The organism is Pseudoalteromonas peptidolytica (assembly GCF_012641745.1).
Classification (GTDB): Bacteria; Pseudomonadota; Gammaproteobacteria; order Enterobacterales; family Alteromonadaceae; genus Pseudoalteromonas; species Pseudoalteromonas peptidolytica.
On sequence record NZ_WEHZ01000017.1, the window covers coordinates 93892 to 118528 of the forward strand.

At 43.8% G+C, this 24637-nt stretch carries 22 protein-coding genes; 3 read left to right on the forward strand and 19 right to left on the reverse strand.

All coding sequences use genetic code 11. From position 1 onward, the window contains the following. Positions 1 to 57 precede the first annotated feature (57 nt). The 4 genes from F9Y84_RS12590 to F9Y84_RS12605 all read right to left on the reverse strand — a co-directional run bounded on the left by F9Y84_RS12590 (position 58) and on the right by F9Y84_RS12605 (position 5657). Positions 58 to 2010 carry an LTA synthase family protein gene (locus F9Y84_RS12590; RefSeq protein ID WP_211091628.1) on the reverse strand — a complete coding sequence of 651 codons (1953 nt, stop codon included), beginning with the start codon at positions 2008 to 2010 and terminating at the stop codon, positions 58 to 60. 379 nt (positions 2011 to 2389) lie between these two features. Beyond that, positions 2390 to 3145: a 3-hydroxybutyrate dehydrogenase gene (locus tag F9Y84_RS12595; protein WP_147389197.1), complete on the reverse strand. Its 756-nt coding sequence runs from the start codon at positions 3143 to 3145 to the stop codon at positions 2390 to 2392. 13 nt (positions 3146 to 3158) lie between these two features. Then, a complete protein-coding gene (locus tag F9Y84_RS12600; RefSeq protein ID WP_147389198.1) occupies positions 3159 to 4337 on the reverse strand; it encodes an E22 family MetX-like putative esterase in 1179 nt (392 codons plus the stop codon). Between the two features lie 15 nt (positions 4338 to 4352). Continuing rightward, entirely contained in the window at positions 4353 to 5657 is a 1305-nt protein-coding gene (locus F9Y84_RS12605) for a GntP family permease (RefSeq protein ID WP_147389199.1), read from the reverse strand. A 248-nt stretch (positions 5658 to 5905) separates the two neighbouring features. Here F9Y84_RS12605 and F9Y84_RS12610 point away from each other — a divergent pair, with 248 nt between their 5' ends. After that, positions 5906 to 8188: a TonB-dependent receptor gene (locus F9Y84_RS12610; RefSeq protein WP_147389200.1), complete on the forward strand. Its 2283-nt coding sequence runs from the start codon at positions 5906 to 5908 to the stop codon at positions 8186 to 8188. A 97-nt stretch (positions 8189 to 8285) separates the two neighbouring features. Then, entirely contained in the window at positions 8286 to 8951 is a 666-nt protein-coding gene (locus tag F9Y84_RS12615) for a response regulator transcription factor (protein WP_147389201.1), read from the forward strand. On the opposite strand, the gene F9Y84_RS12620 is transcribed toward F9Y84_RS12615, so the two are convergent. The 13 genes from F9Y84_RS12620 to rpsJ all read right to left on the reverse strand — a co-directional run bounded on the left by F9Y84_RS12620 (position 8952) and on the right by rpsJ (position 17872). Beyond that, the gene (locus tag F9Y84_RS12620) at positions 8952 to 12410 is read right to left on the reverse strand and encodes a PAS domain-containing hybrid sensor histidine kinase/response regulator (RefSeq protein WP_147389202.1); all 3459 of its coding nucleotides are present in this window, start codon (positions 12408 to 12410) and stop codon (positions 8952 to 8954) included. Positions 12411 to 12578: 168 nt separating this feature from the next. Beyond that, the gene (gene rpsQ, locus F9Y84_RS12625) at positions 12579 to 12851 is read right to left on the reverse strand and encodes a 30S ribosomal protein S17 (RefSeq protein ID WP_167508225.1); all 273 of its coding nucleotides are present in this window, start codon (positions 12849 to 12851) and stop codon (positions 12579 to 12581) included. Between the two features lie 56 nt (positions 12852 to 12907). Then, positions 12908 to 13165: a 30S ribosomal protein S17 gene (gene rpsQ / locus F9Y84_RS12630; RefSeq protein WP_125251479.1), complete on the reverse strand. Its 258-nt coding sequence runs from the start codon at positions 13163 to 13165 to the stop codon at positions 12908 to 12910. Next, a complete protein-coding gene (gene rpmC, locus F9Y84_RS12635; RefSeq protein WP_058031280.1) occupies positions 13165 to 13356 on the reverse strand; it encodes a 50S ribosomal protein L29 in 192 nt (63 codons plus the stop codon). Before rpmC ends, rpsQ (F9Y84_RS12630) begins: the two co-directional genes overlap by 1 nt. Further along, positions 13356 to 13769, reverse strand: coding sequence for a 50S ribosomal protein L16 (gene rplP / locus F9Y84_RS12640; RefSeq protein WP_095728988.1), 414 nt, complete (start codon positions 13767 to 13769; stop codon positions 13356 to 13358). The genes rpmC and rplP overlap by 1 nt, the downstream gene beginning before the upstream one ends. 13 nt (positions 13770 to 13782) lie before the next feature. Next, a complete protein-coding gene (gene rpsC, locus F9Y84_RS12645; protein ID WP_010376374.1) occupies positions 13783 to 14484 on the reverse strand; it encodes a 30S ribosomal protein S3 in 702 nt (233 codons plus the stop codon). Between the two features lie 12 nt (positions 14485 to 14496). Next, positions 14497 to 14829, reverse strand: a complete 333-nt coding sequence (rplV, locus tag F9Y84_RS12650; RefSeq protein ID WP_010376375.1) for a 50S ribosomal protein L22 — start codon at positions 14827 to 14829, stop codon at positions 14497 to 14499. A gap of 12 nt (positions 14830 to 14841) precedes the next feature. After that, on the reverse strand, positions 14842 to 15120 hold the full coding sequence (rpsS, locus tag F9Y84_RS12655) for a 30S ribosomal protein S19 (protein WP_010376377.1): 279 nt from the start codon (positions 15118 to 15120) through the stop codon (positions 14842 to 14844). A gap of 16 nt (positions 15121 to 15136) precedes the next feature. Further along, entirely contained in the window at positions 15137 to 15961 is an 825-nt protein-coding gene (gene rplB / locus F9Y84_RS12660; protein ID WP_010607737.1) for a 50S ribosomal protein L2, read from the reverse strand. Positions 15962 to 15978: 17 nt separating this feature from the next. Continuing rightward, entirely contained in the window at positions 15979 to 16281 is a 303-nt protein-coding gene (gene rplW / locus F9Y84_RS12665; RefSeq protein ID WP_095728987.1) for a 50S ribosomal protein L23, read from the reverse strand. Beyond that, positions 16278 to 16880 carry a 50S ribosomal protein L4 gene (gene rplD, locus F9Y84_RS12670; RefSeq protein ID WP_125251478.1) on the reverse strand — a complete coding sequence of 201 codons (603 nt, stop codon included), beginning with the start codon at positions 16878 to 16880 and terminating at the stop codon, positions 16278 to 16280. Before rplD ends, rplW begins: the two co-directional genes overlap by 4 nt. 17 nt (positions 16881 to 16897) lie before the next feature. Beyond that, positions 16898 to 17533 (reverse strand): 50S ribosomal protein L3, encoded by a 636-nt coding sequence (gene rplC / locus F9Y84_RS12675; RefSeq protein WP_010376387.1) that lies wholly within the window; start codon positions 17531 to 17533, stop codon positions 16898 to 16900. A gap of 27 nt (positions 17534 to 17560) precedes the next feature. Continuing rightward, the gene (gene rpsJ, locus F9Y84_RS12680) at positions 17561 to 17872 is read right to left on the reverse strand and encodes a 30S ribosomal protein S10 (RefSeq protein ID WP_010376390.1); all 312 of its coding nucleotides are present in this window, start codon (positions 17870 to 17872) and stop codon (positions 17561 to 17563) included. A 457-nt stretch (positions 17873 to 18329) separates the two neighbouring features. Between rpsJ and plsB the strand changes: the two genes are divergently transcribed. After that, the gene (gene plsB, locus F9Y84_RS12685) at positions 18330 to 20756 is read left to right on the forward strand and encodes a glycerol-3-phosphate 1-O-acyltransferase PlsB (protein WP_147389204.1); all 2427 of its coding nucleotides are present in this window, start codon (positions 18330 to 18332) and stop codon (positions 20754 to 20756) included. Positions 20757 to 20920: 164 nt separating this feature from the next. Here plsB and F9Y84_RS12690 read toward each other — a convergent pair whose 3' ends face one another. Together F9Y84_RS12690 and F9Y84_RS12695 are read right to left on the reverse strand one after the other, a co-directional pair. Then, complete coding sequence (locus tag F9Y84_RS12690; protein ID WP_147389205.1) at positions 20921 to 23020, reverse strand: TRAP transporter permease; 2100 nt, start codon at positions 23018 to 23020, stop codon at positions 20921 to 20923. A gap of 36 nt (positions 23021 to 23056) precedes the next feature. Continuing rightward, the gene (locus tag F9Y84_RS12695) at positions 23057 to 24073 is read right to left on the reverse strand and encodes a TAXI family TRAP transporter solute-binding subunit (protein WP_147389206.1); all 1017 of its coding nucleotides are present in this window, start codon (positions 24071 to 24073) and stop codon (positions 23057 to 23059) included. Positions 24074 to 24637: the final 564 nt, after the last annotated feature.

Genomic DNA, 24637 nt, shown 5'->3' on the forward strand with positions numbered 1-24637 from the left:
CAAGTATCACGATGAGTATGGCGTTTTAATTATCGAGTTGAAACCAACATGACATAGTCAATCGTCAGCAAAGCCCTTCATTAATAATTGCCAAGCAGCGGCCATGTATACCTGATACTCATGTATGGGTACTGATTGATCTGGAGGTTTAACGTCCATTTTTGCGGTGCACCTATAGCCATAAAACTGTTCATTATTACCTTGTTTCCACACATATTCACTGTTTCGAATTGTTTTATAGCCAAAAACATTTTCCGGTATTTCAGAGCGAACAAGTGAGTGACCAAAGCTAGCAAAAGGCGTATCTGAGCTTGCTATCAAGTCCATAATCGTTGCCGTTATATCCATGTGCGAGGCCACTTTCCGGTTGCTTAGTTTCGATGAAATACCCTGCCCTAAAAGAAGAATAGGTACATGTGTAAGTTCGTATAGGTTAGGCTTCGCATGAAAATAACGGCGACTGTAATGGTCTCCTGTAATGACAAATAACGCATCCGGATATTGACGCTGCATGTTATCTACGAATTGCCCCATCATTTTATCTGAGTACCATAAATGCCCCAGAGTATTAGGAGATAATAGCTCATCACTCATTACTTGAAACTGTGCTGGATAGACTCCATTTCTCCATGGGTACTCGCTATTCGATAAATCTAAATTAAATGGCCCATGATAACTAGTCGTCATAATCAAATTAAAGCTATTCTCTGGTACTGACTTACTAACTAAATCAAAAAGTTGTCCATCGTCAACTCCCCATACACCGGCACTTCCCTTACCTCCTGCATTTGCAGCTGAATAGATACGATCGACACCATGCCTATTCATAAACTCACCCACGGTTTGCCATGAGAGTAAGCCACCATAAAAGAATTGTGATGTGTAGCCCTGCTTCTCCATGTGATGAATTAAAGAGTAAGTGTCAACTTTACTGGTGAGACGACTCATGTTTATCCCACTAAATGGGATCCCTGTAACTAGACTAGATAAAGAGTTCATCGTACTTGAGGCTGCGGGTAAAGTTTGTTCAACAAAAATACCGTTTGCTTTTAGCCGATGAAAGTTTTCAGTGAGTCCCAAGCCTCTGTATTTATCCTGCAATGGCCAAGAATCGAAACTTTCCATCACAATGAAAAAGATACGAGATGGTTTCTCAATTAAGGGGCCTATACTGCGAGTTTCATTATTTAGCAGCACATTATTAATCTTATCCTCGCTTACAGAGTAAGGATTGGTATTGGATGTGGTGAGTTGATTTAATTCACCATAATCTTGTATTGCATAAAAAAAGCTACGGAAAGGATTTATCACCAAATTATTAACGAAGGGGTCTGTCGTAACCGCCGACCATTTTCTAGAAGCTGGGCGAGAATCAAATGAACCACGAGCTGCACATATAAAAACAACAATAACCAATATAGAAAGAATGACTTTTTTAGCTCTACTTTTAGGGCAAAGATTTATTAAAAAACTATAGTTTCGTCTATCTACAAACCTCGTCCAGAAAAGAACATAAAGAAGCAGTATCACAATACTTAGTAAGCTACCCCAAGGTTTATATTGCTGAATGGCAGTGCTTATAATCGCCTGCTGATCATCATACAGCCCTTCAAGCATGAAGTAATTATACTGAGAACCATACTCGCTGATATAAGTTACTCCACATACCCCTAAAATCACAAAAACACTTTGATAAATAACTCCTATTATATTTCGGGCATATTTAACCAAGTGTGCTAAGCGAAAAGGCTGTAAAAAGCAATTCATCAAAAAAGGGATCAAAAGACAAACGCCAGCCGCGGAGGAGTCAAATTTAAATCCTGTAGCTAAGGCATCAAATAGCTGTTTGACAGTAACATCAGAAGAAACCTTTTCACTAAAGTGGAAAAGATAAAAGAGTCGAAATGACATAAGTAGTAATACACCACTGAGCCATAAAAGGAAGATCTTCCAACTTTCTTTTATAAAATTGAGCCAGCGGCTCGAAGATAAACTATCGTCGACTAACAAAATAAGTAATCCTTCACTATAATGTTAAAAAATGCGATTTTTTAATTGATATCCGTCATTTTTAACTTTGACGTACCCAATGATAACACAAAAAATGGGGAAATATACGTAAGTTCTATGCTTATTTTATTTGTAGCTGGAGTCATTATAACTATTAAAATGATAGTACAAGCTGCTTCTGGAAGTATTTTTAACAGCAAAAATTCCCCTAATATAACTGGCACGCCTTAGGTTGATAAAACTATAAGTATAGACTAGGTCAGGGTTCGTATTATACGCCGTGGACAAAATAAGTCTTAGCTTTTACAAGGGCATTGGCGATTAATGCCCTTTGAGCATTCGTGAAAACTACCACCTTTGTTAAAAAGCGCCAGGCTCTCTACTGCACTGTCCAGCCGCCGTCAAGCACAATGGCTTGGCCAGTAATGTTGCGAGATTCATTTGCGAGTAAAAAATTGACTGCATGGGCAATTTCATCCAACCCAATAAAGGCCTTTTTCGGCATTGGTGCCAACATGATATTGTTTATCACTTCATCTTCGCTGATCCCATGCTGGTTTGCTTGCGCGGTAATTTGCTGCTCTACCAAGGGAGTTTTTACATAAGCGGGGCAAATGGTGTTCACGGTGATATCGCAGTCCGCGGTTTCCAGCGCCAATACTTTACCAAACCCGATCAATCCATGTTTTGCAGCGACATAAGCTGACTTATATTTAGACGCGACTAAGGCGTGGATAGAACCAATATTGACGATGCGGCCAAAGCCGCCTTTACGCATATGTGGCAATACCGCCTTACACAACATGGCGGGGCCTGTTAGCATCACATCTTGCAGCAATTGCCATTTATCTTCTGGAAAATGCTCCAGTGCTTCAACGTGTTGCACGCCTGCATTATTGATAAGCACATCTATGTTATCGTGCTGACGGATAAAGTCAGCGATGTCTTGCTTATTGGCAATATTGAGCGCAAACGCTTGTGCGTTTCCGCCTTCACTGACGATAGACTCAGCCACCGTCTGTGCTTGCGCTAAATTCAAATCTACAAGCAATAAGCTGTAACCTTGTTTGCTCAAGGCCATCGCGATATAGCGACCAATGCCACTTGCAGCCCCTGTGATCAACGCTGTCTTCATCGTCACTCCTTGATTATTTTGCTAAGAACTGAGCAATGGTGTCAGCCTGCGATTGAATTGAAAAAATACCGTCTAAATGCCCCCAAACGCCTTCTATTTCTGTAATTTGCACGTCTTTATTCTTGGCTTTAAGGGTCTGTGCTAACTTACGAATAGGCTCAGGTCTTAATAACAAGTCATTGCTTGCAGGCATCAATAACACCTTTGCTGTGATTTTATCGATAGCGCTATCAAAATTACCTTGCATACCTGCGGTGTATAGTTGCGAGGCGCGGACTAAATACAAGATTGAATTCGCATCTTGCGTTTCGGCCCTCGCTCGTGCGCGCGTGGCTAGCGTTTGGCTGAGTTTAGGAAGCTGACGAATATCTTGCTTTGCTTTGGGATCAAGCACAATAAAGTCTGGAAAACTGGCGTTATAAATAGCGGGGTGCATCGCGTCTTGAGTAATATTAAGCATCGTGGCCGTCAGTCCAGCAAGTGGCCTTTCCCCGTCATAGTAGTCCCCGCCCTGCCAATTTGGATCAAGGCGGATGGGTAAAGCCCATTTCTCTAACGCCGCAACGGTCCAAGCATCCATCTTTGCCGCGCCAATCACATGAATTAAACGTGACACTTTTTCGGGGTAGCGCACCGACCATTCTAACGCTTGGAAAGATCCCATAGACGCGCCCATCACCGCATGTAGTTTGTCGATACCTAAGCTATCCAATAGTTGCTTTTGTACTTCAACAAAATCACCTATGGTCACCACGGGAAAATCCAAGCCGTAAGGTTTACCTGTCTTTGGGTTAATGGAGGCAGGACCCGTTGTGATCACATCTTTATTATGCCAGTTTGCGTTGACCAAAGTATCTGAACTTATCACAAAGTACTTGTTCGTATCTATCGCTTTCCCAGGGCCGATAATGGCATCCCAGTAACCGGCTAATACGTCAGACTCTCGATACTTACCCGCCGCGTGAGAGGTGCCAGAAAAGAAATGCGTGATCAAAATTGCATTGCTTTTGTCGGCATTTAATTTGCCATAGCTTTCCCAGCCGACCGTAACGTCAGGAATGCTGACTCCAGACTCTGTAGTAAAATGCGCGAGTGTAAAAACTTGCTTTTCAACCAGCATAGATTTGTTTGTCTCACTGCCATAGACAATATGGCTGACAACGAACAAAAGTAACAGGAAAATCCGCTTCATTGCTGTATCACTCCATTAAAATAAGATAAATAGGGTTAATGCGAGGGCAACCCCCACTAGCGGCACGACCGCAGTCAACGCAGCCATAGACCAATAGGCTCGTTGATGTGTTTCTTTACAGATAGCGCGAATGGTTGTAACCACATAACCGTTGTGCGGTAAGGTATCCAAAGCGCCTGAGCTAATAGCGACAACACGGTGTAATTGCTCTGGATTGACACCTGCATCGATGTAGTGCGGTGCCACTAGAGGTAATGCAATGGCTTGCCCACCAGATGCCGACCCGGTTAAACCGGCTATCACACTCACCGCCACAGCGGCGCCAAGCAGCTCATTACCCGGCATGTCTGTCATCATTTCAACCGCTAATTGAAATGCCTCAGTGTTTTTTGCGACCGCACCAAACCCCACTACAGCACTGGTATTACCGATAGCAACTAGCGCTCCTGTGGTGCCTAAGTTAATGGCATTCCCCATGTTGTGAAAATGCTTAAAGTTGATCGCTATAATACTGAGTACACCACCTAACAAGGCTACAATAAGCGCACTTTGCTGTAGCGCATCATGAAGGGTAAAAGACAAAATCAACACCACAATCAGAGGTAATACACCTGTGACTGGGTGGGGATAATGGCGGTCATGAATTTCAGGGTCGTCATCTCTCGCTTCAAAGTGCTCACCATTTGCCACCGCTTTGGTTATCATCTTTTTCAACCACCAATAGCCAGTAATAGCCATAAATATGGCAACCACTAAACTGACTTCCCAAGCCGCATAAGGCGAAGTACCTAAATACTTTATTGGGATCCAGTTTTGAATTTCAGGAGAGCCTGCTGAAGTCATGGTAAAGGTGACAGAGCCGAAAGCCAGAGTTGCGGGAATAAAGCGCCTTGGTAAATTGGCATCTTTAAATAAGCTGAGCGCCATGGGGTAGACAGAGAAAGCCACAATAAAAACACTTACACCGCCATACGTTAATACCGCACAGGCAATCACTACCGCTAACACAGCATGTTTCATACCGAGTTTATTAACAATATAACGCGCTACACTATCAGCGGCACCGCTGTCTTCCATAAACTTACCAAATAAAGAACCAAGCAAGAACATAAAAAACCAAGCGCTCAAAAAACCTGCAAAGCCGTCCATATACAGTGTAATAAAGCTACTTTGCACCACATCTGAAGGAAATAAAGCAACGCCACTGGTTAGTGCGACCAATAATGCGCATAGTGGAGCTGCAATAAACAAATTTACACCACGAAGAGTTAGCCAAATAAGTAGGCCAAGTCCTCCTGCCAGTCCAAGCATACTGAGCATAAGGGCTTCCTTTTATTGTTATTAATGCCCGTTATAAATTGATGTGTTGGGCATACTGTTGATGAATATCAGTGTGGCGTGCAGGCGCAATAAAAACCATAGTACTAAGGTTATAGAAGCCCTACACCCCGTGTTAATCCTAGCGTATCAAGGTATTAGTACTAAGGTACTAATAGAAAAACTTTACAACTCCCCTATGCTTTGGTGTGACAACAAGCCCCAAATGACAATAATAAAGGGATCACTGGATGAACATTTACCAACCTAGATATTCAGCTATCGCGTTGGCTATTACACTGGCAACTCAAGTCAGCCCAGCGGCAGCAGAACAAGCAATACAATCACAAGGCAAGTTAGAGCGCATCGAGGTCACGGCACGAAAGACGGTAGAAAACCTTCAAACCGTTCCGGTGGCAGTGACTTCTATCGGTGAAACCGATCTACTCGAAAATGGCATTTCGGTACTCTCTGAAGTCCAGCAGTTTTCACCTAATACCACACTTCAAGCCAGCCGTGGCACTAACTCTACCCTCACAGCCTTTATTCGTGGTGTTGGGCAACAAGATCCATTATGGGGTTATGAACCTGGTGTCGGTATTTACGTCGATGACATTTACTTAGCAAGGCCGCAAGGGGCTGTACTAGACCTCCTTGATGTACAACAGATTGAAGTACTACGTGGACCGCAAGGAACGCTATATGGCAAAAACACTATTGGTGGCGCTATAAAATATGTCACTAAGGAAATGTCTGGCGATGCGACTTTTAACGTGGAAGGGACTGTTGGTAGTTATAATCAACGCGATCTTAAGATCACAGGTCAACTGCCGCTCGTGGAAGATACACTCTACCTAGGTTATGGCTTTGCGACTTTGAATCGAGATGGCTTTGGTGAGTTCAAGGTTTCAACGCTGCCCGGCCAAGACAAGGAAAACTACAATAAAGAAATTCAAGCTGCACGGTTAACCTTGGAATATCGTCCAAGCGACGACTTGTTCTTCCGTTTAGCATGGGATAAAACCGATGATGACTCCAACTCTAAAGGGGGTTACCGCTTGTTGCCGAGCTTACTGACTGACGCTCCCGTGCCTGACAGCATATTTGATTCTTACACCAGTATGCCCACGTGGAATAAAGTCGAGCTTGAGGGATATAGTTTGACCGCTCGCTGGGATCTTTCTGACGCCACCACAATAAAATACATCGGTGCTAGCCGAGATAGTTACTCCCCGACCAATATCGACTTTGATAATACGCCATTACGGATCTTTGATGTACCCGCCATTTATGATGATGAACAAACCACCCATGAGATACAGCTAAGCCATGCAGGTAACGGCTATAAATTTGTCTCAGGTCTATATTATTACGATGGTGAGTCATGCGGCCAATTCCAAGCAATTTTGGAGGTATTAGGACAAAGCTTGGACGCTCCCGGTCTTACGCGAGAAGTGAGTGGTTGTAATAATTCAAATAGTAAAGCTGCGTATATTCAAGGCAGCATTGATTTAGCAGAGCAGTGGTCGCTCACATTAGGCGCTCGTTACACTAAAGACAGCAAAGAAGCACAAGTAAGCAATGGTTTGGTCTTTGATATTGTGTATCCCGAATCAAATTGGATCCCAGGTTATACACGCCCTGCAGGTGAACTGGTACCGTCAGTGCTTGATGATGAAGAAGATTGGTCACGGTTTACGCCAAGAGTAGGAGTGGAATATCAATACAACCGCGATATTATGTTCTTTGCCAGCTATGCTCAAGGATTTAAATCCGGTACTTTCAACCCCAGAGCCAGCACCGCGGAGCCTGCTGCAGACCCTGAAATCGTAGATTCATTCGAAATCGGTATGAAAAGCGAATGGAACGACAATCTAAGAGCCAATATCACGCTATTCACATTAGATCACAAAGACCGCCAATATATTTCCGTATTGCCCGGTGCAACTTCTGCCGATCTCAACCAACGACTTGGCAACATCGGTAAGTCTACAGCAAATGGTATTGAAGCCGAGCTGAGCTATGTCGCCACAGAGGCGCTGAGTTTTGACGCCGCGATAGGATATATAGACAGCGATTTTGAAGAGGTACTCGATACTAACCCAGACACGGGTGCGACATTTGACAAATCAGACCGCTTTAGTATTTCTAACACCCCTGATTTAACTTTTAACCTTGGGGCGACCTATAAACTCTACAGCGATATTGGCGATTGGGTATTCAATGCCAGCTACTACCATCGTGGTGATTATGTCTTATTTGAGGAAGATAGCCTACTGACGCAGGACAGCTATGGTTTAGTCAATCTGAGTATTAATTGGTATAGCACAGATGGCAATTGGCGTGTTGGTCTTCATGGGAAAAACCTGACCGATGAAGAATATATGATAGGAGGCTATCAGTTCGTGACACCAGATCCGAGCGATCCGAGTAATGTGAGTAAATACATGCCAGGACTTGGTGGTGATAATACTTTGATAGGCTACTTTGGCGACCCAAGAACCGTTTCGCTTACCGTAGGTTATCGTTTTTAGCACCGAAAGCGAGGCTGCAAGAGAGTCTCGCTATCTCAATCGCTTGATGTAGTTTTGGAAATACCCTATAACAACGGATACTAGGAGTTAGTTAAGGATGTCTCAGGTGCAAGCAATCATCGCTGATGACCACCCATTATTTCGCAGCGCACTTAAACACGCTGCTGCACAAGCGATTGGTCATGACCCCATTAAAGAAGCCAGTACCTTAGACAGCTTATTCGAGATGTTGCTCGCGCATCCTGAGACAGAGCTAGTATTTTTGGACTTGTCTATTCCTGGCGCGAAAGGTCTCGAAGGTCTTGCCCGGTTAAGAAATCAGTATCCAGACATACTAGTGATCATGGTTTCAGCCAACGAATCAGCATCCATTATTAGTCAATGTGTTGCCCTCGGGGCAAGCGCTTATATTCCCAAGTCTTCCTCACTAGAAGTGATTAGTGATGCTATCAAGCTCGTTATTGAAGGAGAAACTTGGTTGCCTGAAATCGTGGATATCGCGCCAGAAAGTGACAGCGAACAAGCGCAATTTGCACGTAATTTAGAAAAGCTAACACCGCAGCAATATCGCGTGTTAACGATGATTTCCGACGGCCTTTTGAATAAGCAAATTGCATATGCAATGTCGATTCAAGAGACCACCATCAAACAGCATGTTTCAGCAATTTTAAAAAAGCTCAATGTGTATAACCGCACCCAAGCTGGGATCCTCTTTAATCAGCTGGCTACGGATGTACACCTCGACGATGAAGCGAGTGCTTAACTAAATTAGTCGTTTAATCATGCGCTTTAGGGCTGGTATTTTAAGCGGTTTATAAAGTAATGGGATCCCGGCATCACTTACTTGCTCGCGAATAGCCTCGTCGTGGTTAGCTGTGTTGATAATGATTGGCATATTGTCCAGCGCAAGCCCCGTAATTACCTCAAGTCCGGTGACACCATGATCAAGCTGATAATCCGCAATCAACATATCAGCCCGACTCGTTGCTTGCAGTGCGCTAAGCGCTGCTTCATCTCGCGCTACGGCCACCTTACACCCCCAACTTAGCAATACTTGTGATAGTGCATCAAGTGCGTTGGCATCATTATCGAGTAGCCAAATAGACAGACCCGATAATTGCGCATCACCACTGGGTTTGTCAGCAATTACTTCGCTCTTTTGATCCGTCGGCGTTCCAAAGCTTGGCAGTGTTAAGGTAAATTGCGTGCCTTTATTAAGTTGTGAGCCAAGGGTGATGGGTATTTCCAACACTTCACATATCCGTTTACTGATCGCAAGTCCAAGTCCTAATCCCTGCGCTAGCTCTTTACTATGCAGCTGTTTGAATTCTTGAAATATGGCGTCCTGATCTTGCTTTGCAATGCCTACGCCTGTGTCTTCAACAATGATTGAAACACTCTCTCCCTGAGATTCAGCGATAAGCCTTATCGTACCAGACTCAGTGTAACGAATCGCGTTACTCAGTAAGTTTCCCAACACCCTTTTTAGGAGTGCTTTATCAGTGTAGAGCATGGCATCACAAACCCGCACAGTAAACGCTAACCCTTTGTCTTTCGCTATCGCCCCATATTCATTTTCTAATGGCTCCAACAGTGACGATAATACAAAGCGCGAACGATTAACCTTAAACGCACCGGCTTCTAACTTTGTGAGTTCAAGAATGCTCGACAACAGCTCTTCAGCACTTGCCAATGAACTTTTGATGCTTTGCGAAAGCTCAGCTAGTTCAGTCCCGTGGGCTTTTTCACTCATCAATGAACAAAACAGGCTCGCTGCGTTAAATGGCTGTAACAGATCATGGCTTGCTGCTGCGAAAAAACGGGTCTTACTCTCCGTTGCCTGCTCAGCTTGGCGTTTCGCAGTAGATAAAGCATGGTTGGCGTCTATCAACTCTTTGGTTCTTGCTGCGACCGTTTCTTCTAGGTTTGTATTAACTTGTTCTAGTAGGGACTGCTGTTTCACAAACTCCGTGATGTCAGTGTAGGTTGTTACAAACCCGCCACCCGGAAGCGGGTTACCTTGTATTTCAAACACGCGACCATCGTGGTGCTCGCGGCGGTAACGATACGCATTGCCTCGTCGTAAATGTGATAGACGCTTCTGTACTTGCTGCTCGACATCAGCATCACCAAATAGTCCGCGCTGTGCATTGTAACGAATAAGCTCAGCCACAGGGCGACCAATAAACAGTGCATTGTCTGGATAGTTAAACATTTCTGCATAGCGCAGGTTCCAAGCGACCAGTTGCAGTTGGCTATCTACTACACTAATCCCCTGACTGACATTTTCTATGGTCGACTGTAGCAAGTCACGATTAAAACGTAATACCTGTGACGCTTCATCGACAAACTCTGCAACTTGCTCTAAAGGCTGACGCTTTTCATCTTTGGCGACATCTAAAATCAGTTTCGCAGATGCCCCACCAACGAGGGTCGACATCTCCCGCTCAATGATACTTTCAACTTGCAAAGGTGCTGGCAGTTTCCAGTTTCCGGGCTCTTTAGGGAAATGAAGCTCTACAAGCTGCTGTGCTCGCGCCTGCTCGCTAAAGCGCTGCAGTAATGCTGCCAAGTCGTGGTAACTCAACACCGTGTTTGCAGACTGTGCAGATTTGGATGGCATAACAAATTTATTGCTTTGTAAGCGCTCAGCAAGACGTGCTGATGAAATAAATGGCACCAGAAAATAAACCAACAAATTTGCACTTAACGAGATCAGCACAGACTGACTTGTACTGTCTAACCCCAGACTCAAAAAGTCTAACGGTGCTAACCATGTGATACCCATAGGCCCCGCGCTCAACCAGTGACTTTCGAAGTTAAGGCCACTGATCAAGCTCGGTAACAACAGGGTGTAAAACCAAATAGCAAAACCTGTCACAATACCTAATTGCGCGCCTAAGCACGAAGCTCCTCGCCACCACAAACCAATCACCATCGCGGGCGAAAACTGTGCTACCAAAGCAAATGACATGAGTCCCATATTGGCTAATGTGTTACCCTCAGCAAGCACACGATGACTGGCGTAACTCAACAATAAAATGCCAACAATGACCACCCGTCTAGCATTGAGCAGATTAAACTTAGATAAACCACGATGGTGTGAATTTAAGTGCGAGCGGCGCAACAAAAATTGATTGATAAAATCATTGGTGATCATAATAGATAGCACGATGGCTGAAACTATTACCATGCTCGTCGCCGCAGAGAACCCTCCCAGAAAGGCAGTTAAAGCAACCAAAGGTGCATCAGATCCCAGCGGTAAGGCGAGCACAAACGTATCGTAACCAATATATTGACCATTAAAATACACCAATCCGGCGTAAGCGATTGGCAAAATAAATAAATTAATCAGCAGCAAATAAACGGGAAATAGCCAGCGTGCGGTTTTAAATTGGTTTTGTTCGTCATATTCAATAAAAGAGGTATGGAATTGTCGCGGCAAACAAAGCGTTGCCAATGCACCCAAGAGAACATGAACTAAATAAACATAGGTTGGGCTGGCGGTTGCCTCTATTTGCTTGGTAATTCCCTGCTGCTCTACCTGGTTGAATAAGTGAGCAGGCGATTCAAAGAGTACAAAACAGACATAGACACCAACGGCAATAAACGCCAGCAACTTAATTAATGACTCAAAGGCGATTGCAGTCATCAACCCAGGGTTATGCTCACTGGGTCTCAGCCTACGAGTGCCAAACAAAATGGCAAATAGAGCTAACAGTAACGTGATGTAAAAAGTACCATCTTGCCAAAATGCGGCACTCACCAGCTGGGTTTCGCTTGTTAACATACCGATACTGGCGCTGGTGGCATTAAGCTGAAGGGCAATATAGGGCACGACCGCAATAACAGAGATCAGAGAAACGAGCCCAGACAAACTAGAAGAATTCCCGTAACGCGTGGCAATAAAGTCCGCCATGGAAGTGAGCTGCTGCTGGCGGCATATTTCAGCAATTCGTGTGTAGACTTGCCAACCAAATATAAACAGTAAAATCGTGCCAACATAAGTTGGCGCTAGCCACCAACCATTGTTTGCAGCTTGCGCGGTAGTACCAAAAAACGCCCAAGAGGTGCAATATACCCCAAGTGACAAGGCATAGGTAACTTGCTTGGCATGATAAGAGCGAAATTTAGTACTTGCCCTATCCGCGCCCCATGCAATGGTAAATAAAAGCGCTAAATACAGCAGCGCAATAAGACTGATAAGTCCAATAGAAAACATAACTGTGATGATTTTTTATTATTTTTTCTAGCATAACGACTGTATCGTAAAAAGACAGCACACTTTAGTGCTACCGACCATCAAGGCGATAAAAAACGTCCCAGAAACGCAAAAGCCCCAGCTAATGCCGGGGCTTTATCAAAAGTCTAATTTAGTTAAAAACTAAAATTAAGCTTTCTTAGGACGTTCAATAACGTCAACTAGCATCCAAGATTTTTTCTTAGAGATTGGCGCACATTCGCGAATAGTCACGACGTCACCTGTGAGTAGCCGTGTTGTTTTCATCGTGTGCGTGCAACTTAGTTGTACGCTTGATGCTTTCTTTTTATAACGAGTACCGTAGATCGGGTGCTTAATACCAATTTGACTTAATACTTGCTCAATTTGAATGAGTAAATCTGACGTTCGATAGCCATTTATAAAAATTATCCAGGAACGCAAAAGCCCCAGCATGTGCTGGGGCTTTATCAAAAGTCTAATTTAGTTAAAAACTAAAATTAAGCTTTCTTAGGACGTTCAATAACGTCAACTAGCATCCAAGATTTTTTCTTAGAGATTGGCGCACATTCGCGAATAGTCACGACGTCACCTGCTAGTGCCGTGTTGTTTTCATCGTGTGCGTGCAACTTAGTTGTACGCTTGATGAACTTACCGTAGATCGGGTGCTTAACCTGACGCTCGATAGCAACAACAATTGATTTGTCCATTTTATCGCTTACTACACGACCTTGAAGAGTACGGATCTTATCGCTCATTATGCACCTGCCTTCTGGTTAATAACCGTTTTAACACGCGCAATGTTGCGACGTACTTTTCTCAGTTCGTGAGTTTGAGCTAGCTGACCAGTGCTCGCTTGCATGCGCAGGTTAAACTGCTCACGAAGTAGCTCAAGAAGTTCAGCATTTAGCTCTTCTACGCTTTTGTCTTTTAATTCGCTAGCTTTCATTACATTACCGTCCGAGTTACGAAAGTTGTCTTGAATGGTAGTTTACGAGAAGCAAGGTTAAATGCTTCACGAGCAAGCTCTTCAGAAACACCTTCCATTTCGTAAAGCACTTTACCAGGCTGAATTTCAGCAACCCAGTATTCAACAGAACCTTTACCTTTACCCATACGAACTTCAAGCGGCTTTTCTGTAATTGGCTTATCTGGGAATACACGGATCCAGATTTTACCTTGACGCTTGACGTGACGTGTCATAGCACGACGAGCTGCTTCGATTTGACGAGCAGTCATACGGCCACGGCCAGTCGCTTTCAAGCCGAAAGAACCGAAGCTAACTTTGTTACCGCTGGTAGCCAGACCACGGTTGCGGCCTTTGTGTACCTTACGGAATTTTGTACGTTTTGGCTGTAACATTAGTCGCTACCTCTTACTTAGCACTTTTTTTAGCTTTCTTCGGCGCACGTTTAGCTGGCTTCTCTTGCTCTTGAACTAGTGGAAGACCACCAATTACTTCGCCTTTGAAGATCCAAACCTTAACACCGATGATACCGTAAGTGGTCAAAGCTTCTGAAGTTGCGTAGTCGATATCAGCACGTAGAGTGTGTAGAGGCACACGACCTTCACGGTACCACTCAGAACGTGCGATTTCAGCACCGCCTAGACGGCCGCTTACTTCAACTTTGATACCCTTCGCACCTAGACGCATTGCGTTTTGTACTGCGCGCTTCATAGCACGACGGAACATAACACGACGCTCTAACTGAGAAGAAATACCGTCAGCAACTAATTGTGCATCTAGCTCTGGCTTACGTACTTCTGCGATGTTGATTTGCGCAGGTACACCAGCAAGCTTAGTTACAGCTTGGCGAAGCTTTTCAACATCTTCACCTTTTTTACCGATAACAACACCAGGACGAGCTGTGTGAATTGTTACACGGATTGATTTAGCTGGACGCTCGATAACGATCTTAGCTACAGAAGCACTTTTCAATTCCTTAGTAAGGTATTGACGTACTTTGTGATCGCCAAAAAGCTGTTCAGAGAAATCTTTTGTATTCGCGTACCAAGTAGATACCCAAGGCTTTGAGATACCTAGGCGAATACCAGTAGGATGAACTTTTTGTCCCATTACTTATATCTCCTAGCTATCCGATACCACAACAGTGATGTGGCTTGTACGCTTAAGGATGCGGTCTGCGCGTCCTTTAGCACGTGGCATAATACGTTTCATTGTAGGACCTTCGTCTACAAATACTTTAGCCACTTTAAGCTCATCAATGTCAGCACCTTCGTTGTGCTCCGCGTTCGCGATAGCAGACTCAAGTACTTTCTTAACTAATACAGCCGCTTTCTTCGGGCTGTACGCCAGGATTTCTAGCGCGCGATCAACCGGAAGTCCACGGATCTGATCTGCCACTAGACGTGCTTTCTGCGCCGAACCAGAGGCGAATTTGTGTTTAGCTAATGCTTCCATCATACCCTCCGATTAACGTTTCTTAGCTTTCTTATCCGCAGCGTGACCGCGGTAAGTACGTGTAGGTGCAAATTCACCTAGTTTGTGACCGATCATTTCGTCTGTGATGAACACAGGAACGTGCTGACGACCATTATGGACAGCGATGGTCAATCCGATCATGTTAGGTATGATCATTGAACGACGGCTCCAAGTTTTAATTGGCTTCTTGTCACCGCTTTCCAACGCTTTCTCTACCTTCTTCAGCAAGTGTAGGTCAATAAATGGACCTTTCTTGAGAGAACGTGGCATGGCAATTCCTCAACTATTATTTAGTACGACGACGTACGATGAACTTATCAGTACGCTTGTTCTTACGAGTCTTGTAACCCTTAGTAGGTACGCCCCATGGAGATACAGGGTGACGACCACCAGAAGTACGACCTTCACCACCACCGTGTGGGTGGTCAATCGGGTTCATGGCAACACCACGAACTGTAGGACGGATACCACGCCAACGATTTGCACCAGCTTTACCTAGTGAACGTAGCATGTGCTCTGCGTTACCTACTTCGCCAAGAGTCGCACGACAATCAGACTCAACCTTACGAACTTCACCAGAGCGAAGACGTAGTGTTACGTATTGACCTTCACGAGCAAGGATCTGTACGTAAGCACCAGCAGAACGTGCAATTTGTGCACCTTTGCCAGGTTTAAGTTCAACGTTGTGTACTGTAGAACCTACAGGGATATTACGCATAGGTAGTGTGTTACCAACCTTGATTGGTGCATCAACACCAGATTGGATTGCATCACCTGCTTTAAGACCCTTAGGTGCAATAATGTAACGACGCTCACCGTCTGCATATAATACAAGAGCGATGTTTGCGCTACGGTTTGGATCGTACTCTAGACGCTCAACTTTAGCAGGAATGCCATCTTTTGTGCGTGTAAAGTCGATTACACGGTAGTGTTGCTTATGACCACCACCGATGTGACGAACCGTGATACGACCGTTGTTGTTACGACCGCCTGATTTAGAGTTTTTCTCTAGTAGCGGAGCGTAAGGCTTACCCTTGTGTAGATCAGGGTTAACCACTTTAACGACGTGACGACGACCCGCAGAAGTTGGTTTACACTTTTGAAGTGCCATAATTCTAACTCCCCTTATTACTCGGCGCCGCCGACAAAGTCTAGCTCGCTACCTTCTTTAAGAGTAACGTATGCTTTTTTCCAATCGCTACGACGGCCAAAACGCATACCAGTACGCTTTGTCTTACCCTTAACATTTAGAGTGCGAACACCAGTTACTTCTACTTCGAAAAGCTTTTCAATAGCAGCTTTAATTTCTGCTTTGTTTGCATCTTTTGCTACTTTGAAAACAATCGTGTTGTTTTCTTCAGCAGATACAGTGCTCTTCTCAGAGATGTGTGGAGCAAGGATTACTTTTAAAAGACGTTCTTCACGGATCATGCTAGCGCCTCCTCAAGTTGCTTAACAGCAGCAGCAGTAATCAGAACCTTATCGAAAGCGATTAGGCTTACTGGGTCGATGCCAGCTACGTCACGCGTGTCAACCTTGTACAGGTTACGTGCAGAAAGGAATAGATTCTCATCTACTTCTTCAGTCACGATTAGTACGTCTTTAAGCTCAAGTTCTTTAAGCTTAGCTACTAGTTCTTTAGTTTTTGGTGCTTCTAGACCAAAATCTTCAACAACTACTAGACGATCTTGACGAACAAGCTCAGAAAGAATGCTCTTGATCGCACCGCGATACATCTTACGGTTAACTTTTTGGCTGTGATCTTGCGGCTTAGCTGCAAAGCTCACACCACCGCTGCGCCAGATTGGGCTGCGGATTGTACCAGCACGAGCACGGCCAGTACCTTTTTGGCGGAATGGTTTCTTACCACCACCGCGTACTTCAGAACGTGTCAGTTGAGCTTTAGTACCTTGACGAGCACCTGCTGCGTAAGCAACAACTACTTGGTGTACTAATGCTTCGTTAAACTCACGTCCAAAAGTAGCTTCGGAAACTTCAAGCGCACCAGCGCCTTTAATTGCTAATTCCATCACTAAATCTCCAGGACTTATGCTTTAACAGCTGGTTTAACGATAACGTCACCGCCGATAGCGCCAGGTACTGCACCTTTAACTAAAAGCAAGTTACGCTCTGCGTCAACACGTACTAGTTCAAGGTTCTGTGTCGTAGAACGAACATTACCCATTTGACCGGCCATTTTCTTACCTTTGAAAACTTTACCAGGAGACTGGTTTTGACCGATTGAACCAGGAGCACGGTGAGATAGAGAGTTACCGTGAGTTGCGTCTTGCATGCTGAAGTTCCAGCGCTTAACACCACCTTGGAAACCTTTACCTTTTGAAGTACCAGTAACGTCTACTTTTTTCACTTCAGTGAAAAGTTCAACAGTTAGCTCTGAACCTACTTCAAATTCACCTTCACCGCCGTTAAGACGGAATTCCCACAGGCCGCGACCCGCTTCAACGCCAGCTTTAGCGAAGTGACCCGCTGCTGGTTTGTTTACACGGCTTGCTTTTTTCTCGCCTGCAGTAACTTGAAGCGCGTTATAACCGTCAGTTGCGTCAGATTTGATCTGCGTAACACGGTTAGGAGTCGCTTCGATAACTGTCACAGGGATAGATACACCATCTTCAGTGAAGATACGTGTCATACCCACTTTACGACCGACTAGACCTAATGCCATTTTCCTAAAACCTCTCTAATCTTCCGATTAACCCAGGCTGATTTGAACATCAACACCAGCAGCAAGGTCTAGGCGCATTAGCGCGTCTACAGTCTTGTCAGTTGGTTCTACGATGTCGATCAGACGTTTGTGGGTGCGGATTTCATACTGATCACGCGCGTCTTTGTTAACGTGCGGAGAGATCAATACTGTGAAACGTTCTTTGCGCGTAGGTAGTGGGATTGGACCACGAACCTGTGCACCAGTGCGCTTCGCTGTTTCCACGATTTCCGCCGTTGATTGGTCAATCAAACGGTGGTCAAAAGCTTTTAGGCGAATACGAATGCGTTGATTTGACATTCTTAAACCTCAAATAAAAAGAGCATTTAAAAAGAGCATAAAAAAACGACCGAGACTAGCTCAATAATTTCTGAGAAGTCGGTTGTTAATTTATTTCTACCATTGAACTCACAATTGGAGTTCCTGTTCATATGGTCTGAAATCCAGACCTTTCATTTACTTTCAAAGACACTATGGTCAAGAAAGTCTGCATATTATAGTGATATTGGTGATAAATGCAACAACTATTATAAAGTAATTTTATGACCGTAAAATAACCAGCGTTTAGGCGCAGCCTTAGCAACTTTAGAGTAAAAGCAACCTGCACAAACAGCTTTCTATCATTGTCCGTTAAGATAACTGTGCTACTTTTTAAAGCATCAAAAAACAGAGCAAGATGGCTGAAAATAGCAGTTGAAATGGTCAGTCCAGTTAAATCTTGGTATTCTATAATTAATGATAATTGTTCGGTATTTCCATGCAGATTTTTTCTTATTTGCTCACCACTATCGCTCGTTGTAGCAATTGGCTTTTCGTCAAAAGTAAAGTATTGCCAGAAAATCCCATTAATGACTATGAGCTTGACCCAAGCATACCTACTTTTTATGTGGCGACGTTAGATTCAACTTCAGATATGGTCGCGTTGGATATAATGTGTAAGAAGCTTGGCTTGCCAAGACCTTCCCAAAAAGAAAAAATAGGAAATAAAGAGCTCAACCGGTTTGTTGGGATCCAAGCGCCACCGAGCGTATTTGGCAATAGCCACAAGCCAAGCAATGCCCTTGCTCATAGCAAGGCAATTTTTGAAGCGTTAAAAGCCGATATCAATCAAAATGTCCAAGTTATCCCTGTGACTATTCTTTGGGGTAGAAATCCAGGCAAAGAAAAACCAGGTGTGGGCACGCTGTTATCAAATTCACTGACCCCAAGCTGGTTGCGAAAGTGCTTTGTAGTGATATTTTCAGGTCGTGACAACTTTGTTCGATTTTCACGCCCTATTGAACTTAACCAACTACTTACTGATAAAGCCGATGTTGAAGAGCTTCCTCATAAGCTTTTACGCGTTGCCAGAGTGCACTTTAGACGCCAAAAACTCGCAGCAACTGGACCAAAGCTCCCTTCTCGTGAGCAACTATTCAGTTCAATATTGGCATCACAAAGTATCAAAAAAGCCATTGCCGACGAAGCCAAAGCAAAAGGCCTTAGTCAAGAAGAGGCACGCTTACAAGCATTATCTTTACTTGATGAAATCGCGGCGAATTATTCCGATGCCATGGTGCGCGTAGCAGATAGGGCTCTGACTTGGCTTTGGAATAAACTTTATAATGGCATTGAGGTAAATAACTCAGATAAAGTCCAAGCACTTGCTGATAAAGGTCATGAAATCATCTATGTCCCCTGTCATCGTAGCCATATGGACTACTTACTACTTACCTATGTCATTTATCACCAAGGCTTAGTGCCTCCACATATTGCGGCAGGTGTTAATCTTAATTTCTTCCCTGCAGGCCCTATTTTTAGACGCAGCGGTGCTTTCTTTATTCGCCGCTCCTTTTCTGGAAATAAGCTGTATTCTGCGGTATTCAAAGAGTACCTCAGCCAGCTCTTCATTAAAGGCTACTCTGTCAAATTTTATACCGAAGGTGGGCGTAGTCGCACAGGTCGCTTATTGCCACCAAAAACGGGCATGCTGGCTATGACGCTCCAGTCTATGCTAAGAGGTATCGATAGACCTATTTCGCTAGTACCTGTTTACCTCGGTTATGAACATGTGATGGAAATCAATACGTACCTAAAAGAGTTAGCCGGCAATAGCAAAAAAAATGAGTCTATATTTGGCATTTTTAAGGCTATTAAGAATCTGAAAAATTACGGACGAGGCTACTTAAATTTTGGCGAGCCAATTTCTGTCAATCAATTTTTAAACGAACAGCAGCCTGACTGGCGTGCATCAATCCACCCAACAGAAGCGCAAAAGCCTGTGTGGCTAAACAAACAAGTGGCTGATCTCTCTGAGGTGATCATGACCGAGATAAATAACTCTGCAGCGCTTAACTCTGTCAACCTTCTTGCCACAATATTGTTAAGTAATGAACAGTTTGCATTACCAAAGCCGCAGCTATTACAGCAGCTCGAATTGTACCTAGAGTTACACAGACAAGCCCCCTATCACAACAATGCTACAATCCCAGCTTGTAGTGCTGAAGCACTCTTGAGTCATGCTTTAAAGCTCGATAAGTTCGATGTCATTGACGATAGCTTTGGTAGCATCATCAGTGTTAAAGAACATGAGCGTGCGCTGCTAAATTATTATCGAAATAATATTCTTCATTTATTTGCAGTACCTAGTTTAATAGCGCAACAGCTTTTCAACCGCTACAGCTTAAGCATTGATGAATGCAGAAAAGAAGTTGAGTTGCTATACCCTTTATTCGCTAAAGAGTGGTTTTTAACCGATCTTCAAGACAATTATATCGAATCTATTTTATCCTTCTTTGCAGCCCAGAAGCTTATTTCATTTGACGGACATCTGGCTTCTGTTAACAAAGAGGGGGCAGCCTTAGCTCAACTTGAAATGCTAGGTAAAGTGATCCATTTGACCCTAGAGCGTTATGCAATCACCATCAACCTAGTTAAACACCATCAGGGCTTGAGTCGCAGTGAGCTCGAAAGCGAGAGCGCACTACTGGCCGAGCGACTTGGGACATTGCATGGAGTCAAAAGCCCCGAGTTTTTTGACAAGAAAGTACTAAGCGCTTTTGTTTCTAGTTTGAAAGAGCAGGGCTTTATTGAGCAAGATGAAGGTACAGGTATTCGTGGCACAACGACTTTGCTGACATTGGAGCAACATTTAAAAGCACTCCTTCCTGCTGGGATTTATCAGTCCATTCAACATATCGTATAAAGGTAAAAGGCCCATGTTTTAGGGCCTTTTTACCAACTTGCTTAATTAAGCGAGCTACTTTGAGACGAGAAAACCTTATTGGTAGCACCGTCGCCACCTAAGTACCTACACCCATGAGAGCAAGAAATAACTTTGCTATTTAGTTGTTCTAAATAAGAAGCTCTTTATACTCTTGCCGTTCTAGCAGTCCAAACTTGAGTTGCAATCAAGGAAATCACCATCATTGCTGCACCAATGTCTAGATAGTACATTTGATGTGGCCATACTAACGACACGCCAGCAATCGCAATAACTCCTCTTATCAATGGCTTCAATTGAGACTCTGCATATCCATAAATTGCAGCAACCAGTGCATAGATACCGATGAGGGCAGTAAAAAATATTTGCATCACTTCAACGTGAGTACCGCCTATAAAAGGAGTGTAAGCAAATAATAGTGGCACTATATATAAGGCTTTAGCTGTCTTCCATGCTTCTACTCCCGTTGCCATTGGTGGAGTTTTTGCGATCCCTGCCGCAGTAAAGGCTACCAAGCACACCGGTGGGGTCACGTTACTATCTTGCGACAGCCAAAAGATAATCATGTGCGCTGATAGAAGCATCATCGCCAAGTGCGAGGCATCGAATTGATTGCTACGAATAATCTCAATAGCTTCTGGTGGTAACCCAGCCAGTATAGTCATGACCTCATTGGCGCTGGTTGTAGGCAAGTTATAAATTTCACTGAGGCTTGGCGCCATCATCTGCATCATCATGTTCGCGGTATCGTTGAGTTGGCCGTTGACTATCACCTCTACCAATGCAGATTGACTGATCAATCCGTACAGTGCAGGCGCTGAGAGTGTCGCTAACACAATATAAGATGCCGTAACAGGTAAGCCCATTCCAACGATTAGAGATGCCAATGCAATCAACACCAGCAACAACATCAAATTCGACCCAGCCCATTCATTGATCATCAAAGAGAAAGTAACCCCAAGTGAGCTGATAGATATACAATTAATAAGCACACCTATGGTTACCAATAACACCGCTGTTTTGGCGCTATTCTCTGTTGCCGAGGCAAGTGCTGCGAGTACTTTTGAATAACCCATTGGCGTGCGAGACACCAAAGAAAATAAGTATACACTGAGGGTTGCAATACTAACGGCGTAGGTGGGTGTAAAGCCATAAACCATAAGTGCAACCAGCAGCAATATAGGTAACAGATGATGCCAACCCGCTTTTAACTCTTGCCATGCACTCAATTGCTCGGCGTGTTCTGATGGTTTAATACCTAATCGCTTTGCCTGAATTCTTACAAAAATAGCAATGGAAGCAAAGTACAGTATCGCTGGCATAAACGCCGCCGCAATAATTGTGAGATATGGGATCTGCGTGTATGAAGCCATCACAAACACACCGGCTCCCATAATTGGTGGGATCAACTGGCCACCAGTTGAGGCTCCAGCTTCAACAGCAGCGGCAAATTTTGCCGGAAATCCGGCTTTCTTCATTAAAGGGATTGTGATCACACCAGTTGCAGCTGTATTGGCAATCGCAGATCCAGACACTGACCCCATCATGCCTGAACTCACCACAGCAACCAAACCTTGGCCACCAACCATGCGCCCAACAAGTGCGTTAGATAGACGAATAATAAAATCACCGGTTCCCGCTTGAACTAAAAAGCTACCGAACAGGATGAACATAAATACGAATGTCCAAGAGATCTTGGCAATAGGCCCAAAGAGCCCGTCATCAAAATAATTTCGAAACAGTATTGTTTCAGCGCTGAGTCCTGCAAAATGAAAAATACCGTCAATATATTGCCCAAGAAACAATACATAGCTCATCGCCAGCATGATCATAACGGGAATAAACCATCCCATACTTCGACGAACTAACTCTAACGCCACTAACGTAGCGGTAATCGATGCTAGCCAGTCAGCTGTTGCAAATTCATAGTTACGTGCTGCCAATGCGTCACTATAGAGCACGAGATAGCCACAACTGAGTACTAAGCTTACACATAGCCCAACATCAATCACATGAGCAACCCATGTCCATCTGCCACTATTAAGCGGCACAGTCAGTAATAAAAAGCTCCCAAACAACATAAAGTGAATGGCTGAAATATAATTGTCTGGCCAGGTAGCAACTAAATTAAAATAAAGATGTAAGAAGCTTGTGATTACCGCCAAATAGAAAGCTAGCCTTGCTTTGTTACTCTGGGGCTTTGTTGGTACTACTAAACTATCCGGCTCATTTTTGATACTACTCATTGGTACATACTGTCTCACTTTGCTTAACGACCAGCACTACTGCAGGTGGGCAGGTATCTCGATACCTATTTCTTGATAATATTTTAGTGCCCCTGGGTGTAATTTAGCAGGGAGTCCTATTAACGCTTTTTCAATTGCCATTGCCTTGGTTGCTTTATGGATAGTCTGTAAAAAAACCAAGTTTTCATAAATCGTCTTAGTAAGAAGGTAAACATCTTCTTCGTTCATGTCTTTGTGAACAGCAAGGAAATTAGGCTGGGCAATCGTTTTGATGGCTTGGGTTTGACCTGGATAGGTGTTTGCTGGAATTTCGAAACGAGACCACAGTTCAGTCCCACCATTTACTTTTTGTAGCTGCTCATCCGTAAAATCAAGCACAGTTATCCCTTGAGCATCAGCAGCGTAAGCACTTGTGATAGCACTAACTGGCACGCCTGCGGGAATATTCATCCCTGCAATTTGACCGTTTTGTAACGCATTAGCAGAGCCTGCATAGCCTTTATGAACCAAAGTGAATTTCTCACTATCAATACTTAGTGCAGCCATAATGTGCTTGCCCGATCCTTCCGTGCCTGAATTACGTTTACCAATACCAAACCCTTGCGAGTAAAGATTTTTTAAGTCTGACACATTACCCGTTTTGGCATACTTTTTATCTATTACAAAGTGCTCAACATTCTGCCAAAGCATAGTTACCGAACGCAGATAGTCTTGCTTTCCTGCCGTGGACATCGCCCCTTTGCCTTGCGTTGCCCAAGCGCCATAAAGTCCTTGTAAGATAGCCAGTTCCGCCTCTTTATTTCGCATTAGTTTTAGATTATCACCCGAACCTGCTGAGGTTATAGCAGATACACTCATACCATGCTGTGGCGTGATTTTAAGTTTGGCTAATGTCGCAATTGCAACCCCCACAGGATAAAACGTTCCCCCTGATGATGCTGTTGCAAGAATATAAGATCTCTCCTTATCGACTTTGGCATAACTGGTAAAAGTACATAGGGAAATTGCAGTACTGAGCACAGCAACAATCACTCGGGTTGATAGAGCTAACATGATTTCACTTCCTAATCTTATTTTTTTATACAGGCTTATTTTGCACATCTTTACGAATTTAACCAAATTTTTACGTCAATGGAGACAAAGTATTAATACCCATTATCTTAATTAAGCCGTCTATTTTGAGGTGAGAAAATCTTGTCGATAACACCGCTTCCGCGTCCTGCTCACGCCGAGGTACCTACGTCCTGTAGGCAAGGCAAAAATTTTGCTATTTAGTTGTTCTAAATAAGAAATTTTTAACGCTGTTAGCGTCAGATTTACGCCTTCAAATTGAGCAAGTATTAAAGCTAATTGGTATAACTTATAGAATAGGCTAATTGAGTGGTTAGAATGTGGATTTTAGTTCATCAAAAAGATATATCGGGAGATTGTTGTGTGGTTCTTATGGATTATGGGGATATGTGTTGATTATGACAATCGAACAGGCCATATATTGTCAGCGTGCCACTCTCATACTTATATACGTATTACCGTTGATTTCCTATAGGCATTAAAAAAGGCCGCTTTCGCGACCTTTTTTACAGTGTATTGCTACAACCTAAAGCTTATGCTTCGATT